This is a genomic window from Streptomyces sp. NPDC051740 (assembly GCF_044453165.1).
Lineage (GTDB): Bacteria > Actinomycetota > Actinomycetes > Streptomycetales > Streptomycetaceae > Streptomyces > Streptomyces atrovirens.
Map to the genome: position 1 here is coordinate 77,478 of NZ_JBITCL010000016.1, position 20,095 is coordinate 97,572.

Below are 20,095 nucleotides of genomic sequence, written 5' to 3' on the forward strand. Positions count from 1 at the left end.
CCGGTCCATGAAGTTGTTGGAGGTCACTGCTGTGCCGGCTTGGTTCTCGCTCAGCGACGCGCGCCCGCACCGGTCACCGGTAGGGGGTACCCGATGATCGGTCTCATTGCCGCCACGGCGGCCGGAACGGCCGCGCGGGACCGGCTGGCCGCCGTGTGGCCGGACCGTACGCGCGTGTACGAGGGTCCCGTGCCGGATGCCGTACGGGCCGCGTTCGCCGAGTGCGAGCAGCTCGTGTGCTTCCTGGCCACGGGGGCCGTGGTGCGGCTGGTGGCGCCGCTGCTGCACGACAAGGCGAGCGACCCGGGTGTCGTCTGTGTCGACGAGGGCGGACGGTTCGCCGTGTCGCTGGTCGGCGGGCACGGCGGCGGGGCGAACGAGCTGGCCCGCGCGGTCGGTGAGGTGCTGGGCGCCGAGCCGGTGGTGACGACGGCGACCGACGCGGCCGGTCTGCCGGGCCTGGACACCCTCGGTCTGCCGGTGGAGGGGAACGTCGCCGCCGTGTCGCGGGCCCTGCTGGACGGTGAGGCGGTGGCGTTGCGCGCCGAGGTGAGCTGGCCGCTGCCGCCGCTCCCGGTCGCGGACGAGGGGTCGTACACGATCCGGGTCACGGACCGGCTGGTCGAGCCGGGCGGGCGGGAGGCGGTGCTCCGGCCGCCGACCCTCGTCGTCGGCGTCGGTGCCTCGAAGGGCGCCCCCGTGGACGAGGTGCTCGGCCTGGTCGGGGACGCCCTGCGCGAGGCGGGGCTGTCGGCCGCGTCGGTCGCCGAGCTGGCCACCGTGGACGCCAAGGCCGACGAGCCCGGCATCGTGGAGGCGGCCCGGCGGCTCGGGGTGCCGCTGGTGACGTACGCCGCCGGGGAGTTGGCGCGCGTCGAGGTGCCCAACCCGTCCGACGCCCCGCTGGCCGCCGTCGGCACGCCGTCGGTCGCGGAGGCCGCCGCGCTGGTGGGCGGGGGCGAACTCCTCGTGCCGAAGCGGAAGTCGGCGGCGCGGCCCGCGATGGCGACCTGTGCCGTCGTACGGCGGCCGGGGCGCGGGCGGCTCGCGGTGGTCGGACTCGGGCCGGGTGCCCGGGACCTGCTCACCCCGCGGGCGAAGGCCGAACTGCGGCGCGCCTCCGTGCTGGTGGGGCTCGACCAGTACGTCGACCAGATCCGCGACCTGCTGCGGCCGGGCACGCGGGTGCTGGAGTCCGGTCTCGGGGCGGAGGAGGAGCGGGCCCGCACGGCCGTCGCCGAGGCCCGGCGCGGGCAGGCGGTCGCGATCGTCGGCAGCGGCGACGCCGGGGTGTACGCCATGGCCTCCCCGGCGCTCGCGGAGGCGTCCGACGACATCGACGTGGTCGGGGTGCCGGGCGTGACGGCGGCGCTGGCGGCCGGGGCGGTCCTGGGGGCGCCGCTGGGCCACGACCACGTGTCGATCAGCCTGTCCGACCTGCACACGCCGTGGGAGGTCATCGAGCGGCGGGTGCGGGCGGCGGCCGAGGCGGACATCGTGGTGACGTTCTACAACCCGCGCAGCCGGGGCCGTGACTGGCAGCTCCCGAAGGCCCTCGCGATCCTCGCGGAGCACCGCGAGCCGGCCACACCGGTCGGGATCGTGCGCAACGCGTCCCGCGCGGACGAGTCGAGCCGGCTGACCACGCTGGCCGCGCTCGATCCGGCGTGGGTGGACATGATGACGGTCGTGACCGTGGGCAACACGGCGACCCGTGAGGTCGCGGGGCGCATGGTCACCCCGCGCGGCTACCGCTGGCAGGAGGAGGCACGGTGAACCGTGTGGTGCACCCCATCGAGCAGGAGTCCTTCCGGCGGCTGCGCGCCCGCCTCGACACCTCGCACTTCCCGCCGCTGACCCGGGCGGTGGTGGAGCGGGTCGTCCACTCCGCGGCCGACCTGGAGTACGCGTCCGATCTCGTCATGGACGAGGGCGAGCTGGCGAAGGCCCACGCCGCGCTGCACGCCGGGGCGCCGGTCGTGGTGGACGTGGAGATGGTCGCGGCCGGGATCACCCGCCGGCCGACCGTGTGCCGGCTCAAGGACGCCGTCGCCGGTCCCGGCCTGACGCGTTCGGCGCACGCCGTGCGGCTGGCGTACGAGGAGGTCGGGCCCGGCGCCCTGTGGGTGATCGGCTGTGCGCCGACCGCCCTGGAGGAGCTGCTGACCCTGGACGCCTCCCCCGCGCTCGTCATCGGGCTGCCCGTCGGTTTCGTCGGGGCGGCCGAGTCCAAGGCCGCGTTGCGGGAGAGCGGGCTGCCCGCCGTGAGCAACGTGTCCGAGAAGGGCGGGTCGGCGGTCGCCGCCGCCGCGCTCAACGCCCTGCTGTACCACCCGATCCCACCTGAGGAGAACCTGTGACCACCCCGCCGCCCGCCCTGCTCATCGCCGGCCACGGCACCCGGGACGACGCCGGAGCGGAGGCGTTCCGCGACTTCGTGCGGGAGCTGGGGCGCCGTCATCCCGAACTGCCCGTCGCGGGCGGCTTCATCGAGCTGTCCCCGCCGCCGCTGGGCGAGGCCGTCGCCGAGCTGGTGGAGCGGGGGGCGCGGCGGTTCGCCGCCGTACCGCTGATGCTGGTGTCCGCCGGGCACGCCAAGGGGGACATCCCGGCGGCGCTGGCCCGCGAGAAGGAACGGCACCCGGGGATCTCGTACACGTACGGCCGTCCGCTGGGCCCGCACCCCGCGCTGCTGAGCGTGCTGGAGCGGCGGCTCGCCCAGGCGGTGGACCCGTCCTGGGACCCGGCCGAGGTGACCGTGCTCCTGGTGGGGCGCGGGTCGACGGACCCGGACGCCAACGCCGAGGTGTTCAAGGCGGCGCGGCTGCTGTGGGAGGGGCGCGGGTACGCGGGCGTGGAGACGGCGTTCGTGTCGCTGGCGGCGCCGGACGTGCCGGGCGGCCTGGAGAGGTGCGCGCGGCTGGGGGCGCGCAGGGTCGTGGTGCTGCCGTACTTCCTGTTCACCGGGATCCTGCCGGACCGGGTGCGGCTGCGGACGGAGGAGTGGGCGGCGGCGCACCCGGAGACCGAGGTGCGGTCGGCGGACGTCATCGGCCCGGAGCCGGAGCTGCTGGATCTGGTGTGGGAGCGGTACGAGGAGGCCGTGAAGGGCGATCTGCGGATGAACTGCGACTCGTGCGTGTACCGGATCGCGCTGCCGGGCTTCGAGGACAAAGTGGGGCTCGCGCAGCAGCCGCACTTCCACCCGGACGACGACGGTCACCATCACGGGCATCACCACGGGCACGGCCACGCGCACTCCCATGCGCACTGAGCCGACGGCCGGCGGGCACGATCTGCGGCACCACGGGGACGCCGAGGTCCGTGACGACGGCGTCGCGCTGGTCGACCTCGCGGTGAACGTCCGCGCGGACACGCCTCCGGGGTGGCTGCGGGAGCACGTCGCCGGGTCGCTGGCGGGGCTGGCCGCCTACCCGGACGGGCGGGCGGCGCGGGCGGCGGTGGCGGCGCGGCACGGGCTGCCGGTGGAGCGGGTGCTGCTGACGGCCGGTGCGGCGGAGGCGTTCGTGCTGCTGGCGCGGGCGCTGAAGGTGAGCCGGCCGGTGGTGGTGCATCCGCAGTTCACGGAGCCGGAGGCGGCGCTGCGGGACGCCGGGCACGCGGTGGACCGGGTGCTGCTGCGGGAGGCGCACGGCTTCCGGCTGGACCCGGCGGCGGTGCCGGAGGACGCGGACCTGGTGGTGATCGGCAACCCGACGAACCCGACGTCGGTGCTGCACCCGGCCGGGACGGTCGCCCGGCTCGCCCGGCCGGGGCGGACGCTGGTGGTGGACGAGGCGTTCATGGACGCGGTGCCGGGTGAGCGCGAGGCGCTGGCCGGGCGGACGGACGTGCCCGGTCTCGTCGTCCTGCGCAGCCTCACCAAGACGTGGGGGCTCGCGGGGCTGCGGATCGGTTACGTCCTGGCGGCTCCGGAGGTCGTCGCGGAGCTGGAACGGGCGCAGCCGTTGTGGCCGGTGTCCACGCCGGCGCTGGCGGCGGCGGAGGCGTGTGTGGGGCCCCGGGCCCTGGCGGAGGCGGCGGACGCGGCCCGTCGTGTCGCGGTGGACCGTGCTCATCTGGTCGCGGGGCTGCGGGTGTTCGCCGACCGCGGTCTGCGGGTCGTGGAACCCGCGGAGGGACCCTTCGTCCTGGTCCGGCTGGAGCGGGCGGCGACGGTGCGGCGACGGTTGCGGGCGCTCGGTTACGCGGTGCGGCGTGGGGACACGTTTCCGGGGCTGGACGAGGAGTGGCTGCGGGTGGCGGTGCGGGGCCGGGGGACGGTGGACGGGTTCCTGGGCGCGCTGGGGGAGGCACTGAGGACAGTTTGATTCGCCCCCGCCGCCCCTTCCCGTCCCGAACCCGGGGCTCCGCCCCGGACCCCGCTCCTCAAACGCCGGAGGGGCTGAATCTCAGCCTCTCCGGCGTTTGAGGAGCGGGGGTTTGGGGGCAGCGCCCCCGGGACGGGTAAGGGCGGCGGGGGCGAAAAACGTCAGTTCGCGCGCCCCCGACGGGCCAGCACCACCGCTCCACCACCCGCCGCCAGCAGGGCGACCGCACCGCCCGCGACGTACGGCGTCATCGAGTCACCGCCCGTCTCGGCCAGGTTGGCCCCCGTGGGCGCGGCCCGTCCGGCCCGCGCTCCCTGCGCCTGGACGCCGGGAGCGGCGGGAGCCTCGCACCTGGCCTCGGCCAGCGTCAGCGTGCCCTCGACCTCGGCGACGTTCAGCCTCAACGGATCGACGGAGACCTCGAGCCGCAGCGCGGTCGCCGCGGCCGTGGTCGACGTGGTCCCGGTCTTCGACAGGTCGAGGCGGACCTCACCGACACCCGGCACCTCGACATGGGTGGGCCCCCCGGCCGTCAGCCTGACGCGTTTGCCGAGGACCCTCACCGAGGCGGGCAGCGTCACCGAGGCGTGCGGGGTCCTCCCCGTCTCGCAGACCGCCTTGGAGCTCACCGCCTCGAGCTCGACGACCGGCAGCAGCGGCAGACCGGGCACATGGAGCCGCGCCCCGGAGAGGGTGGTGGACGCCTCGGCCCGGTCACCGTCCACCGTCGCACCCGCGTCGGCCACCTCCGCCCGCAGCACGCTGAAGGGCTTGCCGCCGTCGACGCCGTCGAGGACGGCGGTGAGGGCCGTCTTCCGCGCGCTCCGCGGTGCCCGGACCTCGTTGAGGGAGACGGTGAGCGGCGCGTGGACGGTCTTGTCGAGCAGGGACACGTCCAGTCCGGTGCGCAGGACGGCGGCGCTCGCGCTGCCGTGGCCCCCGGTGGCGTGCGCCGAGCCCGTTCCGGCCAGGGCGGCGAGGACGGTGGCCACGGCGACGGCGGACCAACGGCGGGCGCGCATGCGGAAGTTGATGGTGTACACGATGGTGGGACCCCCATGGGACATGACTGGGACCCGGAAAGAATGTCCGTGCGCACGACGAACCGTCAGCGATCCGCCGCCTCTTCACTCCTTCGAGGCGAGTTGGCGGATGCGTTCGAATCAAAAGGCACGGCTGTTCCCGGCCGTCACCCGACCACGCGCCCGTTCAGCACCACCCGGCGCGGATCCGTCAGTACGCGGACGTCCGCGCGCGGGTCGGAGCCGTAGACCACCAGGTCCGCCGGCGCGCCCTCCTCCAGGCCCGGCCGGCCGAGCCACTTCCTGGCCGCCCAGGTCCCGGCCGCGAGCGCCTCGACCGGCGGAATGCCCGCCTTGGCCAGTTCCGCGACCTCGTCGGCCGCCAGGCCGTGCGGGAGGGTGCCGCCGGCGTCCGTACCGACGAACACGGGGATGCCGGCGTCGTGTGCGGAGCGCACGGTGTCGTAGCGGCGTTCATGGAGTCGGCGCATATGGGCCGACCAGCGGGGGAACCTGGACTCGCCGCCGTCGGCGAGTGCGGGGAAGGTGGCGATGTTGACGAGGGTGGGGACGATCGCGACGCCCCGTTCGGCGAAGAGCGGGATGGTGTCGTCGGTCAGGCCCGTCGCGTGCTCGACGCAGTCGATGCCGGCCTCGACCAGGTCCCGCAGGGAGTCCTCGGCGAAGCAGTGCGCGGTGACGCGGGCGCCCAGCCGGTGGGCCTCGGTGATCGCCGCCTCGACGGCGCCGCGCGGCCAGCAGGCCGACAGGTCGCCCAGGTCGCGGTCGATCCAGTCGCCGACCAGCTTCACCCAGCCGTCGCCGCGCCGGGCCTCCTGGGCGACGTGGGCGACGAGGTCGCCGGGTTCGACCTCCCAGGCGTAGTTCCGGATGTAGCGGCGGGTGCGGGCGATGTGCCGCCCGGCCCGGATGATCTTCGGGAGGTCGTCGCGGTCGTCGATCCAGCGGGTGTCGGAGGGCGAGCCGGCGTCGCGCAGCAGCAGGGCGCCGGCGTCGCGGTCGGTGAGCGCCTGCTTCTCGGCGACGTCCTCGGGGACCGCGCCGTGCCGGTCCAGGCCCACGTGGCAGTGGGCGTCGACCAGGCCGGGCAGCACCCAGCCGTCGACGGCGCGGATGTCGCGGGCGCCGACGGGACGGTCGTAGGAGATCCGGCCGCCGACGACCCACAGCTCGTCGCGGACCTCGTCCGGGCCGACGAGGATCCGCCCCTTCACGTGCAGCACCGCGCGTTCGCTCATACCCGGCACCCTAGTCAGGCGCTACTCGGACGTGCCCACCTGGTCCGAGGTCTCCTCCTCCACGTCCGCCATGGCGGGGTCGAGGAGGCGGGAGAGGAAGTGGCGGGTGCGTTCGTGGCGGGGCCGGCCGATGACCTGCTCGGGGGTGCCGTCCTCGACGACCACTCCGCCGTCCATGAAGACGACCCGGTCGGCGACCTCGCGGGCGAAGGTCATCTCGTGGGTGACGACCATCATCGTCATGCCCTCGTCCGCCAGCATCCGCATGACGGCGAGGACGTCACCGACCAGCTCGGGGTCGAGCGCCGAGGTCGGCTCGTCGAACAGCATCACCTCGGGACCCATGGCCAGCGCGCGGGCGATGGCGACGCGCTGCTGCTGGCCGCCGGAGAGGGAGGACGGGTAGGCGTCCGCCTTCTCGGCGAGGCCCACGCGCCCCAGGTTCTCCGCGGCGACCTTCGCGGCCTCCGCCTTGCCCCTGCGCAGCACCCTGCGCTGCGGCAGCGTGAGGTTCTCCGTCACCGTGAGGTGCGGGAAGAGGTTGAACTGCTGGAAGACCATGCCGATACGGCGGCGTACGGCGTCGATGTCGACGTCCGGGTCGGTGAGTTCCGTACCTCCCACGAAGACCTGGCCCTCGGTGGGCTCCTCCAGGAGGTTCACGCACCGCAGCAGGGTCGACTTGCCCGACCCGGACGGGCCGATCACGCAGACGACCTCGCCCTGGCCGATCTCCAGGTCGATGCCGCGCAGCACCTGGTTGTCGCCGAAGGACTTGTGCAGACCGCTGACGCGGATCTCCGGTCGGCTCGACGTCATTTCACGGCCTCCTGGGCCTTGGCCTCCATACGGCGCACGACGAAGCCGAGCGGAACGGTGATCAGCAGGTAGCACAGGCCGGCCACCAGGATGGGGGTGGAGTTGGCGGTCTGGCTGGCCAGGTCGCGGCCGTACTTGGACAGCTCGCGCTCCTCCAGGGTGACGCCGAGGAACAGCACCAGTGAGGAGTCCTTGAAGAGCAGGACGAGTTCGTTGGTGAGCGGCGGCAGGATGATGCGGAAGGCCTGCGGGATGATGACGGAGACCATGGCGCGGGCGGGCGAGAAGCCCAGCGAACGGGCCGCCTCCATCTGCCCCTTGGGGACCGCCTGGATGCCGGCGCGGATCGTCTCCGCCATGTACGCGGCGGCCACCAGGCCGAGTGCGAGGGCGACCTTGCCGTACGTGCCGCCGACGATCTCCGTACCGGGGAAGGCGAGCGGCACGGCGACGCCGATGAAGATGAAGATCAGCAGGGCGGGCAGGCCCCGGAAGATCTCGATGTAGACGCCGGCCAGCCAGCGGTACGGGCCGACGGACGACAGCCGCATCAGCGCGATCACCATGCCGAGGGCGAGCCCGACGGCGAAGCCGGTGACCGTGTAGAGCACGGTGTTCTTCAGCGCCAGCGTGATGACGTCGGGGAACATCCGCTCGGCGATGTCGGCCTGCGCGAACTGGTTCTGCAGCCTGCCCCAGTCGGCCGTGACCGCGAAGGCGATCACGGCCGCGACGAAGACGGCGTACTGGGCACCGCGCGACAGGCTGCGCTTCTGGCGCCTGGTCAGGCCCTTCTTCTTCGGCTGGAGGGGGAGTTTCTCCGTGTCGGCCATGGGATCAGGACGCGGCCGGCGAGGCGGCGGACTCGTCGTACGGGCCGATCCACTTCTCGTACAGCTCCTTGTACGTGCCGTCGGCCTCGGCGTCCGCGAGCGCCTTGTCGATGGCCTCGAGCAGCTTGGTGTTGCCCTTCTTCACCGTGACGCCGTACTGCTCACCGGTGTCGATCTGCTCGGCGACCTGGAAGGCGTCGGCGTTGGCCTTGTCCTTGAGCCAGCCCTGGACGACCGGGTAGTCGATGACGACGGCCTTGACCTGGCCGGTGCGCAGGCCGTTGAGGACGGCGTCGGAGGACTCGAAGGAGACCGGGTCGAAGCCCTCCTTCTTGACGTGGTCCTCGCCGGTGGTCTGCGCCTGCGCGCCGAGCTTGACGTTCTTCGACTTCACGTCGGCGAGGGAGGTGACGCCGCTGTCCTTGTCGACGAGGACGGCCTGGGTGGCGTTGAAGTACGGGTCGGAGAAGTCGACGTTCTTCTTCCGCTCCTCGGTGATGGTCATACCGGCCGCGGCCAGGTCGCACTCGCCGGAGTTGAGGAAGGCACCGGTCTTGAAGTTCTCGAAGGGCGTGTCGAGGATCTCCTGCTTCACGCCCAGGTCCTCGGCGACCAGGTCGATCAGCGCGACGTCGAAGCCCTGCACCTTGCCGTCGATCTCCGACTGGAAGGGCGGGTACGGGAGGTGGGTGCAGGTGGTGAGCTGTCCCGCCTTGACGAGCTCGACACCGCCGGCGGCGGTCTTGGAGCCGCTGCCGCCGTCGTCGCTGGAGGTGCAGGCGGTCAGGAGGACCAGCCCGGCCGTCGCGGTGATGGCGGCCGACACACGGGTCCGGCGGCCGGGGAGCGTCTTCACAGGAGCCTCCTGTCAGGGAACTGTGAGTTCCGATTATAAGGACGGGTTTGAGGACCTCAAACCAAACTTATGGTCGCGAGGGCGTCCGGCCTGCGAACCGTGCGGTCGGACTCCCTCCGAGCCGAAGGTTTACCCTCGAGCTCGTCGTACGTACCCACGCAGCCGCCGAGCAAAGAGAGCACCACCGTGACCCACCTCCTCCTCGATCTGCCCCCGCTGAGCGCCGCGCACTTCGCGTCGATCGAGGACCGGGTGGCACGGCTGCTGAGTACCCGGCAGGACGTCGTGATCATGCAGGGTGAGGCGCTGCTGCCGCTGGAGGGCGCGATCCGCGCGACCGCCGGTCCCGGCACGACCGCGCTGAACGTCATCACCGGCCCCTACGGGCAGACCTTCGGCGACTGGCTGCGGGACTGCGGCGCCACCGTGATCGACCTGACGGTGCCCTTCCACACGGCGGTGACGGCCGAGCAGGTCCGGGCGGCGTTCGCCGAGCACCCGGAGATCGACTTCGTCTCCCTGGTGCACGCGGAGGCGGCGACCGGGAACACCAACCCGGTCGCGGAGATCGGCGAGGTGGTGCGGGCGCACGGGGCGCTGTTCTACCTGGACGCGGTGGCGTCGATCGGGGCGGAGCCGGTGCTGCCGGACGCGTGGGGCGTGGACCTGTGCGTGATCGGGGCGCAGAAGGCGATGGGCGGCCCGGCCGGGGTGTCGGCGGTGTCGGTGAGCGAGCGGGCGTGGGCGCGGATGGCGGCGAACCCCCGGGCGCCGCGCCGTTCCTATCTGTCGCTGCTGGACTGGAAGGAGCGCTGGATCGACGGCGGGCGCAAGGCGCTGCCGCACGCTCCGGCGCAGCTGGAGATGCTGGCGCTGGAAGCGTGCGTGGAGCGGATCGAGGCGGCCGGGCCGGACGCGGTGATGGCGCGGCACGCCTCCGCCGCGGCGGCGACGCGGGCCGGGGCGGTCGCACTGGGCGGAGGTCTTGAGCCGTACGTGCGTGACGCGGCGGACGCGGCGCCGGTCGCCACGACCCTGCGGGCGCCGGCCGGCACGGTGGCGTCGGAGCTGGTGGCCCGCGCGCTGGCCGCCGATCCGGCGCTTCCGCTGGCCGCGGGCGGGGGTGCGCTCGCCAAGGAGATGATCCGGGTCAACCACTATGGTCCCGAGGCGACGCCGGGGGCGGTGCGGGCGAGTCTGGCGGCGTTGGGGGCGGCGCTCGGTGAGCGAGGGCCGGGCGTGGACACGGAGGGGGCCCTGCGGGCCGCGGAAGCGGTCTGGCGCTGAGCGCGGGCCGGGGGCGTCCGTTCTTCTTCGCCCCCGCCGCCCCCTCCCGTCCCGAACCCGGGGCTCCGCCCCGGACCCCGCTCCTCAAACGCCGGAGGGGCTGCCAAACCAGCCCGTCCGGCGTTTGAGGACGAGGCCCGTTCAGGGCCGAAGGGGGGTCCGGGGGCGCAGCCCCCGGGGGACGGGGACGGGAAGGGGCGGCGGGGGCGACATCAATGGCGGCGGACGATCCGGTCGCCGGGGCGGAGGTCGGCCCGCCCGGGTGCTCGTCCACCCGATCGAGGAGTACGCGCGGCGCGACGGTCACGCCGGCCTCCTGCGGGAGCGTATCGACGGGGTAACCGGACCGTGAATTCCGTGGGATTATCGAAATCCCTCGCACAGATTCTCCCCAGACATTCCTTACGCTTATTTCCCGATTACCCTCCGGAACAGCTTCCCGTCTTCTTCTGCCCGGTTTCCCCGACCCTAAACGACACGATTTCGCGAGCTTTCCGGGCGCCGTCACGGGAGTTACACAGTTGTGACCAGTCCCACATCGCGCCCGCTTTGCACCATATACACCGCTCAAATGCGGTCATATCGCCGACCCCTCGCGCGACCACACCCGCACGCGCGATAACACAGATCAGGTCGGCACGTAACCCCGACAGACGATGCAATTTTGAATTTACCTGGGTAAGTTCAATTTGCATGACTGCCGCACAAACAGACCTGCAAATCGACCGCCCCACCGTGGCGGACGGAGCCGTGCTGTGGCGGATAGCCAAGGACTCGAAGGTCCTCGACCTGAACTCGTCGTACAGCTATCTGCTGTGGTGCCGTGACTTCGCCGCCACCTCGGCCGTCGCTCGCGACGAGCGCGGAGAGCCGATCGGCTTCGTCAGCGGATACCTGCGGCCGGACAGCCCGCGCACCCTGTTCGTCTGGCAGGTCGCGGTCGACGCGTCGTACCGCGGCCGCGGCCTCGCCGCGGCGATGCTCGACGGACTGGCCGCCCGGACCGCCGAGGAGCACCAGGTGGACACCGTGGAAACCACCATCACGCCGGGGAACACCGCGTCCGAGCGCCTGTTCACCGCGTTCGCGGAGCGTCACGGCGCCCTGCTGGAGCGCGAGGTGCTGTTCGACGCCGGCCGGTTCCCCGACGGGCCGCACGACCCCGAGGTGCTGTACCGCATCGGGCCGCTCACACGCTGACCGCGCGGCCCGGCCCCCGACCTTCCGACTTCTTCCGACTCCCTCTGACCTCCCACGCCACCGAGGAGCGATTCGTCGTGACCATCACCCAGCCCGACCTCAGCGTCTTCGAGACCCTCGAGTCCGAGGTGCGCAGCTACTGCCGCGGCTGGCCCACCGTCTTCGACCGTGCGCACGGCAGCCGCATGTACGACGAGGACGGCCACGAGTACCTCGACTTCTTCGCCGGAGCCGGCTCACTCAACTACGGGCACAACAACCCCGTGCTGAAACGGGCCCTGATCGACTACCTGGAGCGGGACGGCGTCACGCACGGCCTCGACATGTCGACGACGGCCAAGCGCGCGTTCCTGGAGTCCTTCCAGAACTACGTCCTCCGCCCGCGCGACCTGCCGTACAAGGTCATGTTCCCGGGCCCGACGGGCACCAACGCCGTGGAGTCCGCGCTGAAGCTGGCGCGGAAGGTGAAGGGGCGCGAGGCGATCGTGTCGTTCACCAACGCCTTCCACGGCATGTCGCTGGGCTCGCTCGCGGTGACCGGCAACGCCTTCAAGCGGGCCGGCGCCGGCATCCCGCTGGTGCACGGCACGCCGATGCCGTTCGACAACTACTTCGACGGCAAGGTCGAGGACTTCCTCTGGTTCGAGCGGCTCCTGGAGGACCAGGGCTCCGGCCTCAACAAGCCCGCCGCCGTGATCGTCGAGACCGTGCAGGGCGAGGGCGGCATCAACGTCGCCCGGCCCGAGTGGCTGCGCGCCCTGGCCGCCCTGTGCGAACGCCAGGACATGCTGCTCATCGTCGACGACATCCAGATGGGCTGCGGCCGTACCGGCGCCTTCTTCTCCTTCGAGGAGGCGGGCATCACGCCCGACATCGTCACCGTCTCCAAGTCGATCAGCGGCTACGGCCTGCCGATGGCGCTGACCCTGTTCAAGCCCGAACTGGACGTCTGGGAGCCGGGCGAGCACAACGGCACCTTCCGCGGCAACAACCCCGCCTTCGTCACGGCCACCGCGGCCCTGGAGGCGTACTGGGCCGACGGCTCCGCGATGGAGAAGCAGACCCGTACGCGCGGCGAGCAGGTCGAGCAGGCGCTGATCGCCATCACCGAGGAGAACCTCGCCGACGTCAAGGAGTACCGCGGTCGCGGCCTGGTGTGGGGCCTGGAGTTCCACGACAAGGAACGCGCGGGCCGCATCGCCGGGCGCGCCTTCGAACTCGGGCTGCTCATCGAGACGTCCGGTCCCGAGAGCGAGGTCGTCAAGCTGCTGCCGTCCCTGACCATCACCCCGGACGAGCTGGACGAGGGGCTCACCACCCTCGCCCGCGCCGTCCGGGAAACCGCCTGAAACACACATCCGAGCCGAGGAGGCATCGCACCACCGTGATCGTCCGTTCGTTCAAGGAGCTCGAAGGCACCGACCGGCACGTGAAATCGGCGTCCGGCACCTGGGAGAGCAAGCGCATCGTCCTCGCCAAGGAGAAGGTCGGCTTCTCCGTGCACGAGACGATCCTGTACGCGGGTACCGAGACCGACATGTGGTACGCGAACCACATCGAGGCCGTCGTCTGCACCAAGGGCGACGCCGAGCTGACCGACCGCGAGACCGGGAAGACGTACCACATCACCCCCGGCACCATGTACCTCCTGAACGGCCACGAGCGGCACACGCTCAAGGTCAAGGAGGACTTCCACTGCATCTGTGTCTTCAACCCGCCCGTCACCGGACGGGAGGACCACGACGAGAACGGCGTCTACCCGCTGCTCACCGAGGAGGTGTGAGTCACCGTGACCACCACGACCACGAACGTCACCGACCTCTACCCCACCCGCGGCGCCACCGAGGTGGCGACTCCCCGGCAGGACCCGGTCGTCTGGGGCTCCCCGGACACGCCCGGTCCCGTCTCCACCGGTGACCTCCAGGCTCTGGAGCGCGACGGCTTCCTCGCCGTCGACCAGCTCATCGGACCGGACGAGGTGGGCGAGTACCAGCGCGAGCTGGAGCGGCTCACCACCGACCCGGCGATCCGCGCGGACGAGCGCTCCATCGTGGAGCCGCAGTCCAAGGAGATCCGGTCCGTGTTCGAGGTGCACAGGATCAGCGAGGTCTTCGCGAAGCTGGTGCGCGACGAACGCGTGGTCGGGCGGGCCCGGCAGATCCTCGGTTCGGACGTCTACGTCCACCAGTCGCGGATCAACGTCAAGCCGGGCTTCGGCGCCAGCGGCTTCTACTGGCACTCGGACTTCGAGACCTGGCACGCCGAGGACGGCCTGCCGAACATGCGCACCATCTCGGTCTCGATCGCGCTCACCGAGAACTACGACACCAACGGCGGTCTCATGATCATGCCGGGGTCGCACAAGACGTTCCTCGGATGCGCGGGGGCCACGCCGAAGGACAACTACAAGAAGTCCCTGCAGATGCAGGACGCGGGGACGCCGTCCGACGAGGCGCTGACGAAGATGGCGTCGGAGTACGGCATCAGGCTGTTCACCGGCAAGGCCGGCTCGGCGACCTGGTTCGACTGCAACGCCATGCACGGCTCCGGCGACAACATCACGCCGTTCCCGCGCAGCAACGTGTTCATCGTGTTCAACAGCGTGGAGAACACGGCGGTCGAGCCGTTCGCGGCACCGATCCGGCGGCCTGAGTTCATCGGGGCGCGGGACTTCACTCCCGTCCGGTGAACCGGACCCGGCCGGGGGTCCGGGGGTCGCCCCCGGATGACACGGCATCGGGGCGCGGGACTTCGCTCCGGTGAAGCAGCCGCGTGACACGGACCGCGGGCCGGGCCTCCTCGTGTGGGACAGGGAGGCACCGGCCCGCTTCCGTGTGTCCGGCGAACGGTCAGCCGGACAGCGCGTCCAGCAGCCGGTCCACGTCGGCGGCCGTGTTGTACAGGTGGAAGGACGCCCGCAGATTGCCCGCGCGGTTCGACACCGCGATCCCCGCCTCGGCCAACTCCGGCTGGAGGCGGCCCAGTCCGGGCACGGACACGATCACCGAGCGGGGCGCGGGGACGGGCTCGTGGCCCAGGCCGGCGAGCCCCGCGCGGAAGCGGTCGGCGAGGGCCAGGTCGTGGGCGCGGACGGTGTCCACGCCGATCTCCTCGAGCAGTTCGAGGGAGGTACGCAGTCCCGCGTAGGTGAACAGGGCGGGACTGGAGTCGAACCGCCGTGCGGAGCGGGCCAGTTCGGCGACCGGCCCGTAGCAGCTGTCCCAGGGGTTCTCCGCCGCGACCCAGCTCGCCTGTACCGACGGCAGATCGCCGAGGTCCTCGGGCACCACCAGGAAAGCCGCCCCGTGCGGGCCGAGCAGCCACTTGTGGACGATGGCGACGGAGTAGTCGAACGCGTCGGCCTCCGCCGGCAGCCAGCCGGCCGCCTGGGAGAAGTCGACGTAGGTACGGGCCCCGTGGTCCCGGGCGGCCTCGCGCAGCGCGGCGAGGTCGGCGATCCGGCCGTCGGCGGACTGTACGGCGCTGACCGCTGCCAGCGCGGTGCCCGGCCGGACGGAGTCGGCGAGCCGCTCCAGCGGCACGGCCCGCACCTTGAGGTCGCCACGGGTGTGGAAGGGGTTGAGGACGGAGGCGAAGTCGTCCTCCACGGTGAGGACTTCGGCACCGGGCGGCAGCGAGGCGGCGATCAGCGCGGTGTGCAGAGCGGCCGTGGCCCCGGCCGCGACCCGCTCGACGGGAACGCCGACGATCCGGGCGTACGCGGCCCGGCAGGCCTCGACGTCGGCGAAGAGCGGATCCAGCGCACGTCCCTCCGCCCGCAGCCGTACGGCGTCCTGGAGCGCGGCCACGGTACGGGCGGGCAGGAGAGCGCTGCTCGCGGTGTTCAGGTAGGTGTTCTTCGGGGCGAACTCGGCACGGACGAGGTTCTCGAAGGTCTCCATGGGACCACTGTGCGGCCCCGGGATCCCCCCGTCCATTGCCGAATTCTGCGCGATATCCCGAAGGAAGCCTTATGTGTACGCGCCGACCTGCGCGTTCTACTGCTGCGGCACCGCGCATCCGTCCGGGCCACAGGCCTCCGCGTCACCGTCGACCAGGGTCAGCGGCGGGCGCTCGCCCCAGGCCTGGCTCAGCGCCCGGGTGAACACCTCGGCGGGCTGGGCGCCGGAGACGCCGTACTTGCGGTCCAGCACGAAGAACGGCACACCGTTCGCGCCGAGCTCCGCGGCCTCCCGCTCGTCGGCGCGCACCTCGTCGGCGTACGCCTTCGGATCGGCGAGGACCTCGCGCACCGCGTCGGCGTCGAGACCGGCGGCACCGGCGAGTTCGACGAGCCGTTCGTCGTCGTTGAAGACGGACCGCTCCTCGGCGAAGTTCGCCCTGTACAGCAGGTCGAGCAGCTCCACCTGGCGGCCCCGCTCACGGGCGAAGTGCAGCAGGCGGTGCATGTCGAAGGTGCTGCCGTGGTCGCGGCCCCGGGTGCGGTAGGGCAGGCCCTCGGCGGCGGCCTGGGTGCCCAGGTTGTCCTCGCCGGCCTCGGCCTGCGCCTCGCTCATGCCGTACTTCCTGGTGAGCATCGAGAGCACCGGCTGGATGTCGTCCTTGGCGCGTCCCGGGTCCAGCTCGAAGGAACGGTGCACGACCTCGACCTGCTCACGGTGCGGGAAGGCGGCCAGCGCCTTCTCGAAGCGGGCCTTTCCGACATAGCACCAGGGACAGGCGATATCGGACCAGATTTCGACGCGCATCGTGATCGGCACTCCAGGTCGTGCGGGTACGGAGACTCCCTCCGGCGACTACGTGAACATTCAACGAGCCGCCTCCATTCCCTCAGCTGCCGTCCCGCAGGTCACTCGGCCAGTGGGGCCGGTACTCGACGTGGTCGTACGTCACCACGCACCCCTCCCCCATCGGCGACTGGGTCATGAAGCCGACCAGCGCGGCCCCGGTCTCCTTCTCGTCGCCGAGGGTGAAGAGCCGGACGAAGGTCCAGCGCTCGCCGTCGCGGGAGGCGTGGAAGGCGAAGGCGCGCCCGGTGCGGCTCACCCGGAGCCAGACGGAACTGCCGTCGACGGTGAAGGAGTTGACGTCGTCGGAGTGCCCCCGGGTGACCACCGTGCAGACGGTGGGCACGTCCGGCGAGTACTCCAGACAGAGCTTGGCCCACGCCCGCTCACCGACATGGACGTACAGCACCCCGGCGTCGAAGGCCCCGGCGAACCCGACGGTGACCCGCGCGATCAGCTGGAAGTCCCCCTCGGGCGCACCCAGCAGACGCGGCGCGTCCGAGGCCGGCTCCAGCGCCTCGTCGGTGGGCGGCACGAACCGGTCCTGCCGGGGTCCGGCCCACCCGGTGAGGACCCCGCCCTCGTGGGACCAGTGCCCGTCGGGGCCGTACGTGCGCAGGGGGAAAGGCAGTTCGGGAAGCTTCATATCCATGAACCGATTATCTCCGGTGGGGTGATACGGGGGCGCGGGGCTGTATCGATCAGCGACTCCGCCGCGGGGCGCGACCCGCCACGACGGCGCCGCAGCCGACACACAACCGCGCCCCTGCGGCGCGACCTCGAAGCGCTATCGCTCAAGAACCCCGTTGAACCGCCGAGGCAGCCCCAACGGGTTGGAGTCCCGCAGCTCGGCCGGCAGCAGAGCCTCAGGCGTCCCCTGATACACAACCGGACGCAGCCACCGCTCGATGGCCGTGCCGCCCACCGACGTGGACGTCGAAGTGGTCGCCGGGTAGGGGCCGCCGTGGTGCTGGGCCGGGGCGACCGCGACGCCCGTCGGCCAGCCGTTGACCAGGACCCGCCCGGCCAGCGGCGTCAGCTCCTGCACCAGCTCCGCCCCGCGCCCCTCCCCGGCCGCCTCCTCGGCGGAGAGCTGAACCGTCGCCGTGAGGTTGCCCGGCAGTCGCGACAACACCCCCCGCACCTCGGCCTCGTCCTCGTAGCGGGCCACGACGGTGACCGGCCCGAAGCACTCCTCGAGGAGCAGATCGTGCTCCCCCTCCTCGGCCAGCCGGCTCGCCGGAACCGTGAGGAACCCCGCGCTGACGGTGTGCTCGCCGCCCGCGCCCGGCGTCACCGGGGACTCCACGTCGGGGAGCTGGGCGCGCTCGGCGACCCCGGCGACGAAGTTGTCGCGCATGCGGTGGTCGAGCAGGACGCCGGCGTCGGTGTCGCTGACGGCGTCCGTCAGGGACTTGACCAGCGCGTCACCGGCCGCGCCGGCCGGTGCGAGGACGAGGCCCGGCTTCACGCAGAACTGGCCGACGCCCAGCGTCATCGAACCGGCGAGCCCGGCGCCGATCGCCTCGCCGCGCTCGGCGGCGGCGGCCTCGGTGACCACGACCGGGTTCAGGGAGCCCAGCTCACCGTGGAAGGGGATCGGGACGGGCCGGGCGGCGGCCGCGTCGAAGAGGGCGCGGCCCCCGCGGACGGAGCCGGTGAAGCCGGCCGCCGAGACCAGCGGGTGCTTGATCAGCTCGATGCCGGCCTCGAAGCCGTGCACCAGGCCGAGCACGCCCTCGGGGAGGTCGTGGCGGGCGGCGGCCCGGCGCAGCACCTTGGCGACCAGCTCGGACAGTCCGGGGTGGTCGGGGTGGGCCTTGACGACGACCGGGCAGCCGGCCGCGAGCGCGCTCGCGGTGTCGCCGCCGGCCACGGAGAAGGCGAAGGGGAAGTTGGACGCCGAGTAGACGGCGACGACGCCCAGCGGGATCTTGTAGCGGCGCAGGTCCGGGACGGGCGGGGTCGCGGTGTCGTCGGGGTGGTTGACGACGACGTCGAGGAAGGCGCCCTCCTCGACGATGCCGGCGAAGGCGCGCAGCTGGTAGCAGGTGCGGGCGAGTTCGCCGGTGAGCCGGACCGGGCCGAGGGCGGTCTCCGCGTCGGCGACCTCGACGAGCTGGTCCCTGGCCGCTTCCAGCTCGTCGGCGGCCGTGCGCAGGAAGGCCGCGCGGACGGTGCGGTCCGTCAGCGCGCCGCGCGCGTCGTGCGCGGCGCGGACGGCGGCGTCGACCTCCTGGGCCGTGGCCTCCACCGCAACCTGTTCACGCTGCTTCCCGGTTCGGGGGTCGACACTCCAGACTGGTGCTGCTGCCACCGCGGGTCCCTCCACTTGTTTGCCGCATGCAATGCCGCAGTATGTACGTCACCCCACAGGGTTGTTCGATATACTGAACGCCGTCTCTGTGGGTGAATGTGCTTCGGAGACTATTTCCAGGCGAACGAAGGGGTCAAGGGCGATGTCGGCTGGCGAGACGGGCGGCGGGGCGCAGGTCAAGTCCGCGGTACGGACCGTTGAACTGCTCGAATACTTCGCCGGGCGCCCCGGCATGCACTCCCTGGCGGCGGTCCAGGAGGCCGTCGGCTACCCCAAGTCGAGCCTCTACATGCTGCTGCGCACCCTCGTGGACCTGGGCTGGGTGGAGACGGACGCGACGGGCACGCGGTACGGCATCGGCGTGCGGGCGCTGCTGGTGGGCACGTCGTACATCGACGGCGACGAGGTCGTCGCGGCGGCCCGCCCCACCCTGGACCGGCTCTCCGACGACACCACGGAGACCATCCACCTGGCCCGGCTCGACGGCACCAACGTGGTCTATCTCGCCACCCGCCAGTCGCAGCACTACCTGCGTCCGTTCACCCGGGTCGGCCGCCGGCTGCCCGCGCACTCGACGTCGCTGGGCAAGGCGCTGCTGAGCACGTACCCGGACGAGCAGGTGCGCAAGATGCTCCCGGAGACGCTGCCCGCGCTGACCGAGCACACCATCACGGACCGGGAGAAGCTCATCGAGGAGCTGCACCTGGTGCGGGAGCAGGGCTTCGCCGTGGACCGCGAGGAGAACACGCTGGGGCTGCGCTGCTTCGGTGTGGCGATCCCGTACCGCACCCCCGCGCGGGACGCGATCAGCTGCTCGGTGCCGGTGGCGCGGCTCACGCCCGCGCACGAGCAGATGGTCAAGGACGCCCTGTTCGACGCCCGCGACCGGCTGTCCCTGGCCACCCGGAGGCTCTGACCCGTGGACATCGCCCTGCGGCCGGTGCACGACAGCGACCTGCCGGTCTTCTACCGGCAGCTGAACGACCCGGAGGCGCTGCGCATGGCGGCCTTCACCCCCGAGGACCCGGCCGACCGGGCCGGCTTCGACGCGCACTGGGCGCACATCCGCAGCTCGCCGGGGATCGTGACGCGCACGGTGCTGGGCGACGGCGACGTGGTGGGTCACGCGGCGGTGTACGGGGAGCCGGGCGAGCGCGAGGTGACGTACTGGGTCGACCGCGCCCACTGGGGCCGGGGCATCGCCACGGCCGCGCTGCGCGGGCTGCTGGCGGAGGTGGGCGAACGCCCGCTGTACGCGCGCGTGGCCGCCGACAACGCGGGGTCGCGGCGGGTGCTGGAGCGGTGCGGCTTCGAGGTCTCCGCGCGGGCCACGGCGTACGCGCCCGCGCGGGGTGCGGAGATCGACGAACTCGTGCTCACGCTGGACGGATGACCCGGCACTCCCCCGCACGGCGGAGGCGGA

20 protein-coding genes are annotated in these 20,095 nt (G+C 72.3%); 11 read left to right on the forward strand and 9 right to left on the reverse strand.

What is annotated here, in order from left to right; all coding sequences use genetic code 11:
* Positions 1–93 precede the first annotated feature (93 nt).
* From cobJ to cobC, 4 genes are read left to right on the forward strand one after another with little or no spacing between them, the layout of a single operon-like run.
* The gene (gene cobJ, locus ACIA6T_RS25085) at positions 94–1,776 is read left to right on the forward strand and encodes a precorrin-3B C(17)-methyltransferase (protein WP_399448703.1); all 1,683 of its coding nucleotides are present in this window, start codon (positions 94–96) and stop codon (positions 1,774–1,776) included.
* Entirely contained in the window at positions 1,773–2,360 is a 588-nt protein-coding gene (locus ACIA6T_RS25090; protein WP_399448704.1) for a precorrin-8X methylmutase, read from the forward strand. The genes cobJ and ACIA6T_RS25090 overlap by 4 nt, the downstream gene beginning before the upstream one ends.
* Positions 2,357–3,274, forward strand: coding sequence for a sirohydrochlorin chelatase (locus ACIA6T_RS25095; RefSeq protein ID WP_399448705.1), 918 nt, complete (start codon positions 2,357–2,359; stop codon positions 3,272–3,274). The genes ACIA6T_RS25090 and ACIA6T_RS25095 overlap by 4 nt, the downstream gene beginning before the upstream one ends.
* Entirely contained in the window at positions 3,264–4,331 is a 1,068-nt protein-coding gene (gene cobC / locus ACIA6T_RS25100; protein ID WP_399448706.1) for an Rv2231c family pyridoxal phosphate-dependent protein CobC, read from the forward strand. The genes ACIA6T_RS25095 and cobC overlap by 11 nt, the downstream gene beginning before the upstream one ends.
* A 161-nt stretch (positions 4,332–4,492) precedes the next feature.
* Here cobC and ACIA6T_RS25105 read toward each other — a convergent pair whose 3' ends face one another.
* The 5 genes from ACIA6T_RS25105 to ACIA6T_RS25125 all read right to left on the reverse strand — a co-directional run bounded on the left by ACIA6T_RS25105 (position 4,493) and on the right by ACIA6T_RS25125 (position 9,120).
* Positions 4,493–5,398 carry an SCO1860 family LAETG-anchored protein gene (locus ACIA6T_RS25105; protein WP_399448707.1) on the reverse strand — a complete coding sequence of 302 codons (906 nt, stop codon included), beginning with the start codon at positions 5,396–5,398 and terminating at the stop codon, positions 4,493–4,495.
* Between the two features lie 122 nt (positions 5,399–5,520).
* Positions 5,521–6,612 (reverse strand): amidohydrolase family protein, encoded by a 1,092-nt coding sequence (locus ACIA6T_RS25110; protein ID WP_399448708.1) that lies wholly within the window; start codon positions 6,610–6,612, stop codon positions 5,521–5,523.
* A gap of 21 nt (positions 6,613–6,633) precedes the next feature.
* Positions 6,634–7,431, reverse strand: coding sequence for an amino acid ABC transporter ATP-binding protein (locus ACIA6T_RS25115; RefSeq protein WP_399448709.1), 798 nt, complete (start codon positions 7,429–7,431; stop codon positions 6,634–6,636).
* Positions 7,428–8,264, reverse strand: a complete 837-nt coding sequence (locus tag ACIA6T_RS25120; protein ID WP_399448710.1) for an amino acid ABC transporter permease — start codon at positions 8,262–8,264, stop codon at positions 7,428–7,430. Before ACIA6T_RS25120 ends, ACIA6T_RS25115 begins: the two co-directional genes overlap by 4 nt.
* Before the next feature lie 4 nt (positions 8,265–8,268).
* Positions 8,269–9,120 (reverse strand): transporter substrate-binding domain-containing protein, encoded by an 852-nt coding sequence (locus ACIA6T_RS25125; RefSeq protein ID WP_399448711.1) that lies wholly within the window; start codon positions 9,118–9,120, stop codon positions 8,269–8,271.
* Between the two features lie 186 nt (positions 9,121–9,306).
* Between ACIA6T_RS25125 and ACIA6T_RS25130 the strand changes: the two genes are divergently transcribed.
* The 5 genes from ACIA6T_RS25130 to thpD all read left to right on the forward strand — a co-directional run bounded on the left by ACIA6T_RS25130 (position 9,307) and on the right by thpD (position 14,296).
* Entirely contained in the window at positions 9,307–10,407 is a 1,101-nt protein-coding gene (locus ACIA6T_RS25130) for a pyridoxal-phosphate-dependent aminotransferase family protein (protein ID WP_399448712.1), read from the forward strand.
* Between the two features lie 693 nt (positions 10,408–11,100).
* Positions 11,101–11,607 carry a diaminobutyrate acetyltransferase gene (gene ectA / locus ACIA6T_RS25135; protein WP_385059572.1) on the forward strand — a complete coding sequence of 169 codons (507 nt, stop codon included), beginning with the start codon at positions 11,101–11,103 and terminating at the stop codon, positions 11,605–11,607.
* A gap of 77 nt (positions 11,608–11,684) precedes the next feature.
* Entirely contained in the window at positions 11,685–12,956 is a 1,272-nt protein-coding gene (gene ectB, locus ACIA6T_RS25140; protein WP_399448713.1) for a diaminobutyrate--2-oxoglutarate transaminase, read from the forward strand.
* Between the two features lie 35 nt (positions 12,957–12,991).
* Positions 12,992–13,390, forward strand: coding sequence for an ectoine synthase (locus ACIA6T_RS25145; RefSeq protein WP_399448714.1), 399 nt, complete (start codon positions 12,992–12,994; stop codon positions 13,388–13,390).
* A gap of 6 nt (positions 13,391–13,396) precedes the next feature.
* Positions 13,397–14,296, forward strand: a complete 900-nt coding sequence (gene thpD / locus ACIA6T_RS25150; RefSeq protein ID WP_399448715.1) for an ectoine hydroxylase — start codon at positions 13,397–13,399, stop codon at positions 14,294–14,296.
* A 160-nt stretch (positions 14,297–14,456) separates the two neighbouring features.
* Here the strand turns inward: thpD and ACIA6T_RS25155 are convergent, their stop codons facing one another.
* From ACIA6T_RS25155 to ACIA6T_RS25170, 4 genes are all read right to left on the reverse strand, one after another.
* A complete protein-coding gene (locus ACIA6T_RS25155) occupies positions 14,457–15,509 on the reverse strand; it encodes an aminotransferase class V-fold PLP-dependent enzyme (protein WP_399448716.1) in 1,053 nt (350 codons plus the stop codon).
* Positions 15,510–15,605: 96 nt separating this feature from the next.
* On the reverse strand, positions 15,606–16,316 hold the full coding sequence (locus tag ACIA6T_RS25160; RefSeq protein WP_399448717.1) for a DsbA family oxidoreductase: 711 nt from the start codon (positions 16,314–16,316) through the stop codon (positions 15,606–15,608).
* Positions 16,317–16,398: 82 nt separating this feature from the next.
* The gene (locus tag ACIA6T_RS25165) at positions 16,399–17,007 is read right to left on the reverse strand and encodes a DUF1349 domain-containing protein (RefSeq protein ID WP_399448718.1); all 609 of its coding nucleotides are present in this window, start codon (positions 17,005–17,007) and stop codon (positions 16,399–16,401) included.
* Positions 17,008–17,142: 135 nt separating this feature from the next.
* Positions 17,143–18,672 (reverse strand): aldehyde dehydrogenase (NADP(+)), encoded by a 1,530-nt coding sequence (locus ACIA6T_RS25170; RefSeq protein ID WP_399448719.1) that lies wholly within the window; start codon positions 18,670–18,672, stop codon positions 17,143–17,145.
* 142 nt (positions 18,673–18,814) lie between these two features.
* On the opposite strand from ACIA6T_RS25170, the gene ACIA6T_RS25175 reads away from it, so the two are divergent.
* Positions 18,815–19,588 carry an IclR family transcriptional regulator gene (locus tag ACIA6T_RS25175; RefSeq protein WP_399448720.1) on the forward strand — a complete coding sequence of 258 codons (774 nt, stop codon included), beginning with the start codon at positions 18,815–18,817 and terminating at the stop codon, positions 19,586–19,588.
* Between the two features lie 3 nt (positions 19,589–19,591).
* Positions 19,592–20,065, forward strand: coding sequence for a GNAT family N-acetyltransferase (locus tag ACIA6T_RS25180; RefSeq protein WP_399448721.1), 474 nt, complete (start codon positions 19,592–19,594; stop codon positions 20,063–20,065).
* Positions 20,066–20,095: the final 30 nt, after the last annotated feature.